The organism is Halarchaeum sp. CBA1220, from assembly GCF_003721175.2.
In the GTDB taxonomy this organism is placed as follows: Archaea; Halobacteriota; Halobacteria; order Halobacteriales; family Halobacteriaceae; genus Halarchaeum; species Halarchaeum grantii.
This window is the reverse complement of sequence record NZ_CP054709.1, coordinates 58,542-71,808: the sequence shown is the minus strand read 5'-3', so window position 1 is coordinate 71,808 and position 13,267 is coordinate 58,542. Positions and strand designations below refer to the sequence as shown.

General features: G+C 71.7%; 13 protein-coding genes. 11 read left to right on the top strand and 2 right to left on the bottom strand.

Features of this window, described 5'->3' with window-relative positions:
- Position 1 precedes the first annotated feature (1 nt).
- Entirely contained in the window at positions 2–652 is a 651-nt protein-coding gene (locus EFA46_RS13680) for a ribonuclease HI family protein (RefSeq protein WP_123079236.1), read from the bottom strand.
- A gap of 171 nt (positions 653–823) precedes the next feature.
- Positions 824–1,741 (bottom strand): cysteine synthase A, encoded by a 918-nt coding sequence (gene cysK, locus EFA46_RS13675; RefSeq protein ID WP_123079234.1) that lies wholly within the window; start codon positions 1,739–1,741, stop codon positions 824–826.
- Positions 1,742–1,871: 130 nt separating this feature from the next.
- Here cysK and EFA46_RS13670 point away from each other — a divergent pair, with 130 nt between their 5' ends.
- The 11 genes from EFA46_RS13670 to EFA46_RS13620 all read left to right on the top strand — a co-directional run bounded on the left by EFA46_RS13670 (position 1,872) and on the right by EFA46_RS13620 (position 13,237).
- Complete coding sequence (locus tag EFA46_RS13670; RefSeq protein WP_123079232.1) at positions 1,872–2,036, top strand: zinc ribbon domain-containing protein; 165 nt, start codon at positions 1,872–1,874, stop codon at positions 2,034–2,036.
- A gap of 124 nt (positions 2,037–2,160) precedes the next feature.
- Entirely contained in the window at positions 2,161–2,745 is a 585-nt protein-coding gene (locus EFA46_RS13665; RefSeq protein WP_123079230.1) for a hypothetical protein, read from the top strand.
- On the top strand, positions 2,742–3,404 hold the full coding sequence (locus tag EFA46_RS13660) for a ubiquinol-cytochrome c reductase iron-sulfur subunit (RefSeq protein WP_123079228.1): 663 nt from the start codon (positions 2,742–2,744) through the stop codon (positions 3,402–3,404). Before EFA46_RS13665 ends, EFA46_RS13660 begins: the two co-directional genes overlap by 4 nt.
- A gap of 2 nt (positions 3,405–3,406) precedes the next feature.
- Positions 3,407–4,747: a cytochrome bc complex cytochrome b subunit gene (locus EFA46_RS13655; RefSeq protein WP_123079226.1), complete on the top strand. Its 1,341-nt coding sequence runs from the start codon at positions 3,407–3,409 to the stop codon at positions 4,745–4,747.
- Between the two features lie 7 nt (positions 4,748–4,754).
- On the top strand, positions 4,755–7,601 hold the full coding sequence (locus EFA46_RS13650) for a molybdopterin-dependent oxidoreductase (RefSeq protein WP_123079224.1): 2,847 nt from the start codon (positions 4,755–4,757) through the stop codon (positions 7,599–7,601).
- Positions 7,598–8,680: a 4Fe-4S dicluster domain-containing protein gene (locus tag EFA46_RS13645; RefSeq protein ID WP_176969901.1), complete on the top strand. Its 1,083-nt coding sequence runs from the start codon at positions 7,598–7,600 to the stop codon at positions 8,678–8,680. Before EFA46_RS13650 ends, EFA46_RS13645 begins: the two co-directional genes overlap by 4 nt.
- A 49-nt stretch (positions 8,681–8,729) precedes the next feature.
- Positions 8,730–9,503: an ethylbenzene dehydrogenase-related protein gene (locus EFA46_RS13640; RefSeq protein WP_123079327.1), complete on the top strand. Its 774-nt coding sequence runs from the start codon at positions 8,730–8,732 to the stop codon at positions 9,501–9,503.
- A 5-nt stretch (positions 9,504–9,508) separates the two neighbouring features.
- A complete protein-coding gene (locus tag EFA46_RS13635; protein ID WP_123079222.1) occupies positions 9,509–10,225 on the top strand; it encodes a molecular chaperone TorD family protein in 717 nt (238 codons plus the stop codon).
- Between the two features lie 11 nt (positions 10,226–10,236).
- The gene (locus tag EFA46_RS13630) at positions 10,237–11,091 is read left to right on the top strand and encodes a hypothetical protein (RefSeq protein WP_148040740.1); all 855 of its coding nucleotides are present in this window, start codon (positions 10,237–10,239) and stop codon (positions 11,089–11,091) included.
- Positions 11,088–11,978, top strand: a complete 891-nt coding sequence (locus EFA46_RS13625) for a HEAT repeat domain-containing protein (protein ID WP_123079218.1) — start codon at positions 11,088–11,090, stop codon at positions 11,976–11,978. Before EFA46_RS13630 ends, EFA46_RS13625 begins: the two co-directional genes overlap by 4 nt.
- Positions 11,975–13,237, top strand: coding sequence for a P-loop NTPase (locus EFA46_RS13620; RefSeq protein WP_123079216.1), 1,263 nt, complete (start codon positions 11,975–11,977; stop codon positions 13,235–13,237). Before EFA46_RS13625 ends, EFA46_RS13620 begins: the two co-directional genes overlap by 4 nt.
- Positions 13,238–13,267: the final 30 nt, after the last annotated feature.

Sequence of the window (13,267 nt, the reverse complement as noted above, 5' to 3'; positions counted from 1 at the left end):
CTCACGGGCCGAGCGCCGCGATGTCGGCGCCGACGGTCGCGAGCGCGTCGGCGGGGTTCGGGTCGCTGTCGGCGAGGTGCGTGTAGCGGTGGCTCGGAACGCACGCGAGCGCCGCCGCGACGGCGTCGCTGTACGACTCGACGCCCGGTTCGGTCGGCGTCTCGCCGCCCCAGACGTCGCGGATGACGGTCATCGAGTCGATTCGGACCTCGAGCGTCCGAGGGTCGTAGCGCGCGAGCAGTTCGGTGAGGCCGAGGTGGAGCGCGACGTACTCCGCGGTGTTGTTGCCCGTGCGAGCGCCGACGGGACGGCCGAGGCGGGCGAGTTCCGCCCCCTCGGCGTCCGCGATGACCGCCCCCGCACCTGCCGGTCCGGGGTTGCCGCGCGAACTGCCGTCGACGTAGAGGACGAACGCGTCGCCCGACGTCTCGGGGGTCGGCGGGCAGGCGACGCCGGTCTCGAGGAGGTCGTCGAGCGCGCCCCGTAACTCGGCCGGCGTCGTCGCGGGGTCGAACAGCCCGCCGTAGCCGGGGACGGCGTCGTCGATGGCGTCCGTGGCGGCCGCCACCTCGTACCCGACGTCCGCGAGCACCTCGTCGACGCGCGTCGCGAGCGGCGGGAGGTGTTCGACCGGGAGGTGCGCCGTCGTCACCGCGAGCGCACCCCCCGCACCCGGCGTCGGGCGGTCGTGGACGCGCTCCCCGCGCGGTCGTGGGACTGCACGCGGACACGTTCGCGCTCGACGGGCATAACCGCTTCCGGTGACGGGGCGCGCGTCGTGAGCGCTCGGAACGCCCCGCGCGGCGTCAGCCGGCGCGCTCGCTCACTCGTGGGCGAAGAGGTCCGTCGAGAGGTAGCGCTCGCCGGTGTCCGGGAGCACGACGACGACGAGGTCGTCCTCGTGTTCGGGGCGCGCGGCGACGCGTGCGGCCGCGTCGAACGCGGCGCCCGAGGAGACGCCGGCGAGGATGCCCTCCTCGGTCGCGAGTTGCCGGGTTCGCTCTTCGGCCGCCGTCCCCTCGACGGTGACGACGTCGTCGAGGAGGTCCGTGCGGAGGACGTCCGGGACGAAGCCCGCGCCGATCCCCTGGATGCCGTGCGACCCGGGGTCACCGCCGGAGAGGACCGGCGAGCCGGCGGGCTCGACGCCGACGACCGTGACGTCCGCCCCGCGCTCCTCGACGAGGTGCTCGGCGACGCCGGTGATCGTGCCGCCGGTCCCGACGCCCGCGACGACGACGTCGACGTCGCCGTCGGTCGCCTCCCAGATCTCGGGGCCGGTCGTCTCGCGGTGGACGCGCGGGTTCGCGGGGTTCTCGAACTGCTGGGGGACGAACGCGTCCTCGGCGTCGGCCGCGAGCTCGTGCGCGCGCTCGACGGCGCCGTCCATGCCGCCCGCGCTCGGCGTGAGCACGAGGTCCGCGCCGAACGCGGCGAGGAGGCGGCGCCGCTCCTCGCTCATCGACTCGGGCATCGTGAGCACGAGGTCGTACCCCTTCGCCGCGGCGGCGGCCGCGAGCCCGACGCCGGTGTTGCCGCTCGTCGGCTCGATTATCGTCGTCCCGTCGTCGAGGCGCCCGCGCTCCTCGGCGGCCTCGAGCATCGCGACGGCGATGCGGTCCTTCACGGAGTGCGTCGGGTTCGTCGACTCGAGCTTCCCGACGACCGTCCCGGGGACGGAGTCGAGGCGGACGAGCGGCGTCTCTCCGACGAGGTCGGTGACGCTGTCTACGATGGACATCGTGCGTATCGACGCGTCGTCCGCCCTTCACGACCCGACCACGGTATCGGGGGCTTTCACGGTCCGTAAAGTGGCCCACCATATCGGGGGTGAGTGGTTACCCGTTAGACGCCGGTACCCGTCTGCACCGATGACCGAGGCCGAATACCGGGTCCGTTGTCCGTCCTGCGCGGAGTCGTTCGCGGTCGACGCGGCCATGCGCGACGACCTCCTCGCCGCCGGGTGCGTCCTCTGCGGGGCGCCGCTCTCGGAGGCGGACTTCGTCCCGCTGTCGGGGTCTTCCTCGACGTCGTGACGGCCGGATCCACCCACCCCGGTACTTAAAACACCACCGCATACGGGGCACTCCTCTATTCCTGTTTCGTGCCGACTTCCTCGTGTGTCGAGACGCGACTGAAGCAGATGAACGATAGCAATATATGAGACGAAAGACACGGCTCGGGATCGTATCGGGGTTCGTCGCCTCGGTCCTCGTCCCGATGTGGGTGGTCGCGCTCAACGACTACGGCCACGTCGAGGAAATCGCCATCGACCAGTCCGTATCCCGCATCCGCCCCCTCTCGGGGTTCGTCGCGACGCCGAACGAGCTCATGCCGAGCGAGGTCGGCGTCGTCGTCTGGCTCGCGCTGTTCGGGTTGGTCGCCGCGCTCGTCGCCACCCACCGGTTCATGGACCGCCTCGTCCGGCCGGCCGACGGCGAGGCGTCGACGCCGCCGGACGAGGGGACGACGTTCCCGTGGATCGAGACGGAGAACCGATGGATCGCGGCGTACCACGCGCCCAGCGAGGACGTCACCGGACTCGTCGCGATGGGCGGGCTGACCGTCCTCGCGATAGTCTTCGCGGCGCTGTTCACGAGCGAGTACCTCACGCTCGCGCGAACGCAGTTCTTCGGCGTCTACCTCGCGGGGCTGTTCCTCTCGCTCGCGGGGTCGACGATTGCCTACTACGCGTGGTTCATGCCGCACGTCGAGGTCGCGGAAGAACGGAGCCATCGCGCATGACCCGATCAGACCACGATCACGACCACGACGAATCGGACGCCTGCGAGTCGTGCCCGCACGACGACGGGGGCGAGAGCGTGTCGCCGAGCATCTTCACGGCGGCGTGGCGCTCGCTCCCGCGCCGGCGCTACGCCCAAGCGCTCGCGACCGTCGGCGGCCTCACGGCCGTCGGGAGTCTCGCGGCGCCGGTCGCGAGCCTCACGAAGGTCTTCGAGCAGGAGTACACGGGGCCGATCTACTCGGAGGGCGTCCACCTCGTCGACGGCGACGGGAACCGCGTGACGACCGAGACGCTCGACTACGGCGAGGGGATGACGGTCTACCCCGCGACGCACCCGGGAATCGCGAAGGCGCCGACGGTGCTCGTGCGCTACGAGGAGAGCGAGTACGGCGGCGAGACGCGGATGGACTCCGTCGTCGAGGGCTACGCCGCCTACTCGAAGGTCTGCACGCACGCCGGCTGTATGGTCGGCGGCGAGGGCGAGGCGACGCTCGTCTGCCCCTGTCACTTCGGGAAGTACGACCCGACGCAGGGGGCGGCCGTCGTCGGCGGGCCGCCGCCGCGCCCGCTCCCCCAGCTCCCCATCACGCAGACGGAGAGCGGCGAACTCATCGCCATCGGCGACTTCGAGGCGCCGGTCGGCGCGGGAGGTGGGTGACGATGGGCCGCCTCACCGCGTGGGTCGGCGAGCGCTTCGAGACGGAGGTGTTCGAGCCCTACCTCGGCAAGTCGTTCCCGGCGGAGGACTCCTTCCTCCTCGGCGAGGTCGCGCTCTTCAGCTTCGTCGTCCTCGTCCTCACGGGGACGTATCTCGGGCTCTTCTACATCCCGTCCATCGAGTCCGTCACCTACCACGGAAGCGTCGTCCGCTACCAGGGCCAGACGCTCCCGGCGGCGTTCGCATCCGTCCTCCAGCTCACCTACGACGTCCCGTTCGGGATGTTCGTGCGGCGCTTCCACCACTGGGCCGCCCACATCTTCGTCGCCTCCATCGCGCTCCACATGCTCCGCGTCTTCTTCACAGGCGCGTACCGGAAGCCACGGGAGGCGAACTGGGCGGTCGGCGTCGTGCTCGCGGCGCTCGCGATGCTCGCCGCCTACACGGGCTACTCGCTCCCCTTCGACGAGTTCGCGACCACCGCGACGTCCATCGGGTTCAACCTCGCGAGCTCCATCCCGCTCATCGGGGACTTCCTCGCGCAACTCGTCTTCGGCGGGGACTACCCGACGAACACCTCGATTCCGCGCCTCTACTTCCTGCACGTCTTCGTCGTCCCGCTGCTCATCGCGGGCTTCATCGCGCTCCACATGGCGATACTCGTCCACCAGAAGCACACGGAGGCGGCGCGCGAGGACGACGTCGAGACGAGTCGCGGGACGGTCGAGCGCGACGACGGCGACGTCGTCATCGGCCTCCCGGCCGTTCCGAACCAGACGGCGGTGAGCGCGGTCGTCTTCTTCCTCACCGTCGCGACGACGTCGCTCCTCGCGGGGTTCCTCCCCGTGCACAACGTCGCCGAGTACGGCCCGTACGACCCCGCGAGCACCCCGGCGGTCATCATGCCGGACTGGTTCCTCATGTGGGTCTACGGCTTCCTGAAGCTCTGGCCGACGTGGCTGAACTTCAGCGTCGCCGGCTTCCACTTCTCCCCGGAGTTCCTCGCCGGCGTCGGCCTCTCGGGGCTGGTGTTCCTCGCGGTGTTCGCGTGGCCGTTCGTCCGGCCCCAGGAGCGGAGCGTCCACTTCACTGCGGACCCGCTCGCGCGCCCGATTGCGACGGCGGTCGGCGTCGCGGGCGTCCTCATGGTCATGATCGCCTCCATCGCGGGGATGAACAACCTGCTCGCGAACCTGCTCGGGGTTGGCACCGGCCCCGTCAACACCGCGCTGACCATCGCCATCTTCGTCTGGCCGACCGCGGGCGCGCTCGCGACCTACTACGCGCTCCGCGGCGACGACCCCGCCGACCGAACCGTCGACCAGCGACCTGCCGACGACTGATACGACAATGAGTGAGACCAACGACGCACCACGGACGGATCGTGACACGACCGACGACGGCGGCGGCCTCTCGCGACGGAGCTTCCTCACCGGCGCGGGGACGGCCGCCGCGCTCGGCATCAGCGGCCTCTCCGCCGCCCGCGAGGAGGGCCTGACAGGCCTCGAAGTCGTCTCCGACCCCATCGGGGACTACCCCTATCGGGACTGGGAGGACTTCTACCGCGAGAAGTGGGACTGGGACTCGATCTCGCGCTCGACGCACAGCGTCAACTGCACGGGCAGTTGCTCGTGGGACGTCTACGTGAAGAACGGGCAGGTCTGGCGCGAGGAGCAGGCCGCCGACTACCCGACGTTCGACGAGGACCTCCCGGACCCGAACCCGCGCGGGTGCAACAAGGGCGCGTGCTACTCGGACTACGTGAACGCCGAGCAGCGCATCAAGTACCCCCTGAAGCGCACCGGCGCGCGCGGCGAGGGGAAGTGGAAGCGCATCACGTGGGACGAGGCGCTCACGGAGATCGCCGAGCACGTCGTCGACGAGGTCGAGGCCGGGCGCTACGACTGCATCAGCGGCTTCACGCCCATCCCGGCGATGAGCCCGGTCTCCTTCGCCTCGGGGAGTCGGCTCGTCAACCTCCTCGGCGGCGTCAGTCACTCCTTCTACGACTGGTACTCGGACCTGCCGCCGGGAGAGCCGCTCACGTACGGCCACCAGACGGACAACGCGGAGGCCGCCGACTGGTACAACGCCGACTACCTCATCGCGTGGGGGTCGAACGTGAACGTCACGCGCATCCCGGACGCGAAGTACTTCCTCGACGCCGGCTACGACGGCACGAAGCGCGTCGGGATCTTCACGGACTACTCCCAGACCGCCATCCACACCGACGAGTGGCTCAGCCCGAAGTCCGGGACGGACGCCGCGCTCGCGCTCGGGATGGCACACACCATCGTCTCCGAGGGCCGCTACGACGAGGCGCACCTGAAGGAGCAGTCCGACATGCCGCTGCTCGTCCGCGAGGACACCGGGAAGTACCTCCGCGCGAGCGACGTCGGGATGGGGAACGACAAGACGCTCCTCATGTGCGACCAGCGGGGGAACGTCCGGGTCGCGCCCGGGTCGCTCGGCGACCGCGACGGCAAGTACGACGCCGACTCGAGCATCACGCTCGACTTCGACCCCCGCCTCGACGCCGAGTTCAGCGTCGAGGGCATCCCCGTGACGACGGTGTGGAACAAGCTCACCGACCGCCTCGCCGAGTACACCCCCGAGGCCGTCCACGAGGAGACGCGCGTCGGCGCGGAGACGCTCCAGCGCATCGCCCGCGAGTTCGCGGACGCCGAGAAGGCGAAGATCATCCACGGCAAGGGCGTCAACGACTGGTACCACAACGATCTCGGGAACCGCGCCATCCAGCTCCTCTGCACGCTCACCGGGAACATCGGTGAGAACGGCACGGGCTTCGACCACTACGTCGGCCAGGAGAAGATCTGGACGACGCACGGCTGGAAGAGCCTCTCCTTCCCCACCGGCGACGTTCGCGGCGTCCCGACGACGCTCTGGACGTACTACCACGCCGGCGTCCTCGACAACGCCGACCCGGAGACGGTCGCGCGCGTCGAGGAGGCCCTCGAGAAGGACTGGATGCCGATGTACCCCGCCGAGCGCCCGGACGGCACGCGTCCCGACCCCTCGACGATGTTCGTCTGGCGGGGGAACTACTTCAACCAGTCCAAGGGGAACGTCGCCGTCGAGGAGACGCTCTGGCCGAAGCTCGACCTCGTCGTCGACATCAACTTCCGCATGGACTCGACGGCGCTCTACTCGGACATCGTCCTCCCGGCGGCGAGCCACTACGAGAAGTACGACCTCTCGATGACGGACATGCACTCCTACGTGCATCCGTTCACGCCCGCCATCGAGCCGCTCGGCGAGGCGAAGACGGACTGGCAGATCTTCCGCGAGCTCGCCGCGAAGATACAGGAGGTCGCCACCGAGCGCGGCGTCGAGCCCATCGACGACCGCGAGTTCGACCGCGAGATCGACCTCCAGTCCGTCCACGACGACTACGTCCGGGACTGGATCAGCGGCGAGCCCGGCGCGCTCGCCGAGGACCGCGCGGCCGTGGACTTCGTCCTCGAGCACTCCGAGGAGACGAACCCCGAGGAGAGCGAGAACCACGTCACGGTGGACGACATCGTCGAGCAGCCCCAGCGCTTCGAGGCGGCGGGCGGCCACTGGACGTCCGACCTCGAGGAGGGCGAGGCGTACGCGCCGTGGCAGGACTTCGTGCAGGACAAGGAGCCGTGGCCGACGTTCTCCGGGCGCCAGCAGTACTACATCGACCACGACTGGTTCCTCGACCTCGGCGAGGAGCTCCCGACGCACAAGTCCCCGGAGACGATGCAGGACGACTACCCGCTCCAGTACAACACGCCCCACGGCCGGTGGTCGATCCACTCGACGTGGCGCGACCACCCGCAGATGCTCCGGCTCAACCGGGGCGAACCCGTCGTCTACCTCAACCCGAGCGACGCCGAGGAGCGCGGCATCGAGGACGGCGACGACGTCGTCCTCTTCAACGACCTCGCGGAGGTCGAGGCCGTCGCGAAGATCTACCCGGCGAGCCCGGAGGGGTCGGCGACGATGTACCACGCGTGGGAGATGTACCAGTTCCCCGACCACCAGAACTTCAACGCGCTCGTTCCGATGTACATGAAGCCCACCCAACTCATCCAGTATCCGGCGGACTCGGGCGAACACCTCTCCTTCTCCCCGAACTACTGGGGACCGACGGGCGTGAACAGCGACGTCCGCATCGACGTCCGAAAGAAGGGAGGTGAGGGCCAGTGAGCGCCGAGGAGGCCTCGGAGACGCCCGACGGCGTCGACATCGCGGACGGCATCGACCACCAGGTCGCGATGGTGATGGACCTGAACAAGTGCGTCGGCTGTCAGACCTGCACCATCGCCTGCAAGAACCTCTGGACGGACTCCGGCGGCCGCGAGTACATGTACTGGAACAACGTCGAGACGAAGCCCGGCGAGGGTTACCCGCGCGGCTGGGAGGAACTCGGCGGCGGCTGGCAGTCCGACGACCACACCGACCGGCAGGTCGGGGAGATCCCCGACGGCGAGGACTACGGCGAGCCGTGGGAGTTCGACTACGAGAGCACGCTCTTCACCGGGGAGAGCGAGCACGTCGAACCCGACTCTGACCCGCAGTGGGGGCCGAACTGGGAGGAGGACCAGGGCGCCGGCGAGTACCCGAACTCCTATCACTTCTACCTCCCGCGCATCTGCAACCACTGCACGCATCCCTCCTGCGTGGAGGCGTGCCCGCGCAGCGCGGTGTACAAGCGCGCCGAGGACGGCATCGTCCTCGTCGACCAGGACCGCTGTCGGGGCTATCGCTACTGCGTCGAGGGCTGTCCGTACAAGAAGATCTACTACAACGCCCAGCGGAAGAAGTCGGAGAAGTGCCTCTTCTGCTACCCGCGCGTCGAGGGCGAGGGGCCGGACGGCGAGACGCACGCGCCGGCGTGCGCGGAGCAGTGCCCGACCCAGCTCCGCCTCGTCGGCTTCCTCGACGACCCGAAGGGACCCATCTACAAGCTCGTCGAGGAGTACGGCGTCGCGCTCCGCCTCCATCCGGAGTTCCGGACGCAGCCGAACGTCTACTACATCCCGCCGTTCGCGCCGCCCCAGCACTCCGAGGACGGCGAGACGATAGACGTCGAGCGCATCCCGCGCAACTACCTCGAGGACCTCTTCGGCGAGCAGGTCCACGACGCCCTCGACACCATCGAGCGCCACCGCACGCGCGTCGAGAACGGCGGGGAGAGCGAGCTCATGGAGATCCTCCAGGACCAGAACCCGGCGCGACAGTACCGCCTCGACGTCTTCGAGGAGGGGGAGGGCCGTGCCGACTGAACGCCGCCGCCGGGCGTTCGCGGTGCTCGCCGCCGTCCTGCTCGTCGCGATGGCGGTCGGGCCGGCGGTCGTCGCGGGCCGCCCCGCCTACGAGATTCCGGTGCGCGAGGTCGACGACGGCGCGCGCTTCGCCGACCCCGGGGCGGACGCGTGGCTGAACACCTCCAGCGTCGAGGTGCCGCTGGCGAGCGCGCCGAGCGGCGCGCCGAACGCCTCCGACGTCACCGCCGAGCGCGCGAACGTCCGCGTCGTCCGCACCGAGAGCGAGCTCTACGTCCGCCTCGAGTGGGCGGACCCGACGGCGAACCGCTCGGCCGCCGGCCCGCAGCAGTTCCCCGACAAGGCCGCAATCGAACTCCCGGTGAACGCGAGCGCCCGCCCGCCCATCTCGATGGGGTCGACGGGCACGCCCGTGAACGTCTGGGTGTGGAGCGCGACCGGAGAGACGGACGAACTGCTCGCGGGCGGCCCCGGAACGACGACGCGCTTCGCGAACGCGACGGTCGCGGCGAACGCCACCCACGAGGACGGCCACTGGGCGGTCGTCTTCCACCGCGACCTGCACGCGAGTAGCCCGAACCGGACCGACGTCGCGCTCGAGAACGACCTGAACGTCGCGTTCGCCACCTGGGACGGCGCGAACATGGAGCGCGGCGGCCACAAGGCCGTCAGCGAGTGGTACTACCTGCCGTTCGCGCCCGACGACGGCGGCCCGCCCTACGAGACCATCCTCTGGGGAGTCGCGGGTCTCGCGGTCGTCCTCGTCGTCGCAATGACGGTCGAGGGCGTCCGGCGAGCCAGAGACGACGACGGAGGAAACTGAGACCGATGACATCCACCGACGCCACCACCACGACGGACGCAGCCGACCGTATCGACCCCGCCGACCTCGACGCGGACGCCGCCGCGCGCGGCGAGCTCTACCGCCTGCTCGCGCGGGCGTTCGAGCACCCGGACGAACCCCTCCACCGCGACCTCCGCGACGGGACGTTCGAGGTGACGTGTCGCCGCCTCCTCGACCGGACGGCGCTCGACGTCGACGTCCCCGAGCTCACGACGGACGAGGAGTACGAGGCGCTCGCCGCGCGCTACAACGACCTCTTCGCGGTCGGGTTCGCCGAGTACGAGGACCGCACGGACGGCTCGCTCGCCACGAGCGGCCCGCCCGTCCCCCTCTACGAGGTCGAGTACCGCTCGGACGTCTCGTGGGGCGACGTGAACGTCGACCTCGCGCGCGCCTACGACTACTACGGGCTCTCCGTCGACGAGGACGCGCGTGACAACCACGACAACCTCCGCCTCGAACTCGCGTTCGCGGGCTACCTCGCGCGACGCGCGGCGCTCGACCCCGACGAGGGCGCGGCGGGCGCCCGCCTCGACTTCCTCGACCGCCACCTCGGCGTCCTCGCCGAAGGGGTCGCGGACGCGCTCGACGCGGAGTACGACACCGGCGTCTACGGGACGCTCGGGCGCTTCCTCGACGCGCTCGTCGCCGCCGACGCCGCCGACCTGGGCGAGCGCCGCGAGCGGGGTGAGGTCCCGTGAGTCGCGCCGCCGTGCCCACGCGGTTCGCCGCCGCGCTGGAGCGGGCGGACGGCACGCACGAGGCGTGGCGGCCCGCGCTCGCGGTCGTCGCGCTCCTCGCGGCCGCCGTCCCGTTCGCGCTCCGCGTCGCGCGCAACGTCCCCGGGTCGCCGCTCGCGTCGCTCGCCGGCGGCCACGAGGCGGCCGTCGTCGTCGGCACGCTCGGCCCCGCGCTCGCCGCGCTCGGGTTCGCGCTCGCGACGACGGACCGCGTCGAGCGCGTCGCCCTCCTCGGCCTCGCGGTGTTCGCGCCGCTCGCGCTCGTCGCGGACGCCGCGTACGCTCCGGCGGCCGCCGGCGTCGTGCTCTCCGGCGCCGTCGTCGCGTGGCGCCGCCTCGCTCGCGCTCGCCCGACGCGCGTCGTCCCGCTCCTCGGTCGCCCGCTCCTCGCGGCCCTCGCCGTCGCCGCGCTCATCGTCGCGCTCGCCGCGAGCGTCGGCGTCGCGTCGCCCGCCGGCCGACAGGTCGGGACGCTCCTCACGCTCGCGGCGGCGGTCGCGGCCGGCCTCGCGGCGGACGCCCGCGCGCTCGACTGGGCGCTCGGCATCGCGCTCGCGGGCGTCGTTCACGCCGCCGGCGCGAGCATGCCCTACGTCGCCGGCGCAATCGCGCTCGTCGGCGTCGGCGCGGTCGGCGCCTCCCTCGGCACGCTCTCGGCGGGTCTCGGCGCCCTCGCGGCGGCGACCGTCGCCACCGCCCGCCGTCGCGCGCTCGTCCCCGCGTGCGGCGCGCTCCTGCTCTGTGTCGCCGCCGTCCCCGTGACGGTGTCGCGCGCGCTCGCCGCCGCGCTCGGGGTCGCCCTCCTCCTCGGAGGTGAGGCGGCGTGAGCGACGACTGCGGCGGCGACTGTGGCTGCGGCGGCCGCGACCACGAGCACGACGCCGGCCTCGCCGACCCGAACCCGGACGGCCCCGCCGACCCGCAACTCGACCCCGAGCGGAGCCCCGGCCTCGACACCGAGATCGAGGCGCTCGAGGACATCGAGGTGAGCCGCGACGACGTCACCATCGGCACGGCCGACCCCGGGGAGCTCACGGCCGCCGACACTGACCCGGTCGCCGACGCCGGCCACGACGGCCTCGTCGCGGACCTCCGCGAGGGCGCGAAGACGGAGCGGCGTCGCGCCGCGCTCGCGCTCGCCGAGCGGTCGTTTGATGCTGCTGCGGTCGCGGCGCTGGCCGACGCCGCCCGCGACGACTCGGACGCCGACGTCCGGCAGTTCGCCGTCGAAGCGCTCGGCGAACTCGGCGGCGAGACGGCGCACGCCGTCGCGCGGGACGCGGCCGCCGACGACGACCCGTGGGTCCGCGCCGAAGCGCTCGTCGCGCTCGACCACGTGGACCGCGCGGCGAACGCGGAGCGCCTCGAGGCCGCGCTCGACGACCCCCACCACGCCGTCCGGCGCAACGCGCTCGTCTCGCTGTTCAAGCTCCGCGGCGAGGCCGCGCTCCCCGCGCTCCTCGACGCCGTCGACGACGAGAGCGAGCGCGTCCGCGAGTGGGTCGCCCACCTCCTCGGCGGCATCGACGACGAGCGCGCCACCGAGGCGCTCGAGGACCTCGCCCACGACGACGTCGGCGTCGTCGCGAAGACCGCCGCGAACGCGCTCGACGTCGACGCCGGCCGGTTCCGCCGGCAGTTCGTCCAGTCGAGCGAGCGCGACACCGACGACACGACCAGCGACGACCGACTCAACCGACGCCCGAACCTATGACCCCAGACGACACCACGCGCGACGACGCGACCGCTGTCGACGACCGCCTCGAACCCGCACTCCGGCAGGTGCGCGAACCGAACGCCGACGTCGACGTCATCGACGCCGGCCTCGTCCAGCGCGCCACGCTCGACGGCGACGTCGCGAGCGTCGGCCTCGACGCCGCGACGCTCGACGCGGGGACCATCAGGGAGGTCACGACCGCCGTCGATAGCGCCGTCCGCGACGTCCCCGCCGTCGACTCGGTCACCGTCCACCGGGCGGCGCCGACGAGCGACCCGGACGCGACGGGGACCGACGCGTTCGAGCGCGTCATCGCCGTCGCGAGCGCGAAGGGCGGCGTCGGGAAGTCGACCGTCGCGACGCAGCTCGCCTGCGCGCTCGCCGCCAACGGCGACGATGTCGCGCTCTTCGACGCGGACATCCACGGGCCGAACGTCCCCGCGCTGCTCGACGTCTCCGGGCCAGTTCACGCCACCGAGGACGGCGCCCCGCGCCCCGTCCGCTCCGAGGGCCTCGAGGTGATGAGCGTCGGCCTGCTCTCCGATGGCGCGCCGCTCGCGTGGCGCGGCGCGATGGCGCACGACGCGGTCAGCGACCTCTTCGCGGATACCGCGTGGACGAACACCGACACGCTCGTCGTCGACCTCCCGCCGGGGACGGGCGACGTGGTGCTCACGACGCTGCAGGAGGTGTCGCTCGACGGCGCCGTCGTCGTCACGACGCCGTTCCACTCCGCGCTCTCGGACACCGAGAAGACGGTCGAACTCCTCCGCGAGAACGACGTGCCCGTGCTCGGCACGGCCGTCAACATGGCGGGGTTCACCTGCGAGCGCTGCGACCACGACCACGACCTCTTCGCGGGCGACACCCCGCCCGCCGAGCGCCTCGACACGACGGCGCTCGCGCGCCTCCCGTTCACGCCCGCGCTCCAGGAGACGCCGACGCCGACCTCGATACCGGACCCCGTCGCCGACCTCGCGGCCGCCGTCGAGGAGCGCTACGACGCGGTCTGGTCGGTGGACCTCCCCGAGAGCGGCGTCGACCTTCGCGGCGTTCCGGCCGACGAACGCCGCGACGCGGTCGCGGACGCGTTCGGGGCTCTCGAGGCCGGCGAGGAGTTCGTCGTCGCGAGCGACCGCGACCCGACGCCCGTCCGGGCGTTCCTCGGCGACCTCGCGGACGGCGACGCGCCGGAGCGCTTCGAGGTGCGCCGGCAGAACCCCGAGACGTGGCTCGCGCGCACCGTCCGCCCGTAGCGCCCGGAGGCGAACACGTTCGGGACTGGG

What these genes read in the sequence shown, in the direction of transcription:
- EFA46_RS13620 (WP_123079216.1), top strand. Translation starts at nt 11,975, where the DNA reads ATGACCCCAGACGACACCACGCGCGACGACGCGACCGCTGTCGACGAC.
- EFA46_RS13670 (WP_123079232.1), top strand. Translation starts at nt 1,872, where the DNA reads ATGACCGAGGCCGAATACCGGGTCCGTTGTCCGTCCTGCGCGGAGTCG.
- EFA46_RS13655 (WP_123079226.1), top strand. Translation starts at nt 3,407, where the DNA reads ATGGGCCGCCTCACCGCGTGGGTCGGCGAGCGCTTCGAGACGGAGGTG.
- EFA46_RS13660 (WP_123079228.1), top strand. Translation starts at nt 2,742, where the DNA reads ATGACCCGATCAGACCACGATCACGACCACGACGAATCGGACGCCTGC.
- EFA46_RS13640 (WP_123079327.1), top strand. Translation starts at nt 8,730, where the DNA reads ATGGCGGTCGGGCCGGCGGTCGTCGCGGGCCGCCCCGCCTACGAGATT.
- EFA46_RS13635 (WP_123079222.1), top strand. Translation starts at nt 9,509, where the DNA reads ATGACATCCACCGACGCCACCACCACGACGGACGCAGCCGACCGTATC.
- EFA46_RS13665 (WP_123079230.1), top strand. Translation starts at nt 2,161, where the DNA reads ATGAGACGAAAGACACGGCTCGGGATCGTATCGGGGTTCGTCGCCTCG.
- EFA46_RS13650 (WP_123079224.1), top strand. Translation starts at nt 4,755, where the DNA reads ATGAGTGAGACCAACGACGCACCACGGACGGATCGTGACACGACCGAC.
- cysK (WP_123079234.1), bottom strand. Translation starts at nt 1,741, where the DNA reads ATGTCCATCGTAGACAGCGTCACCGACCTCGTCGGAGAGACGCCGCTC.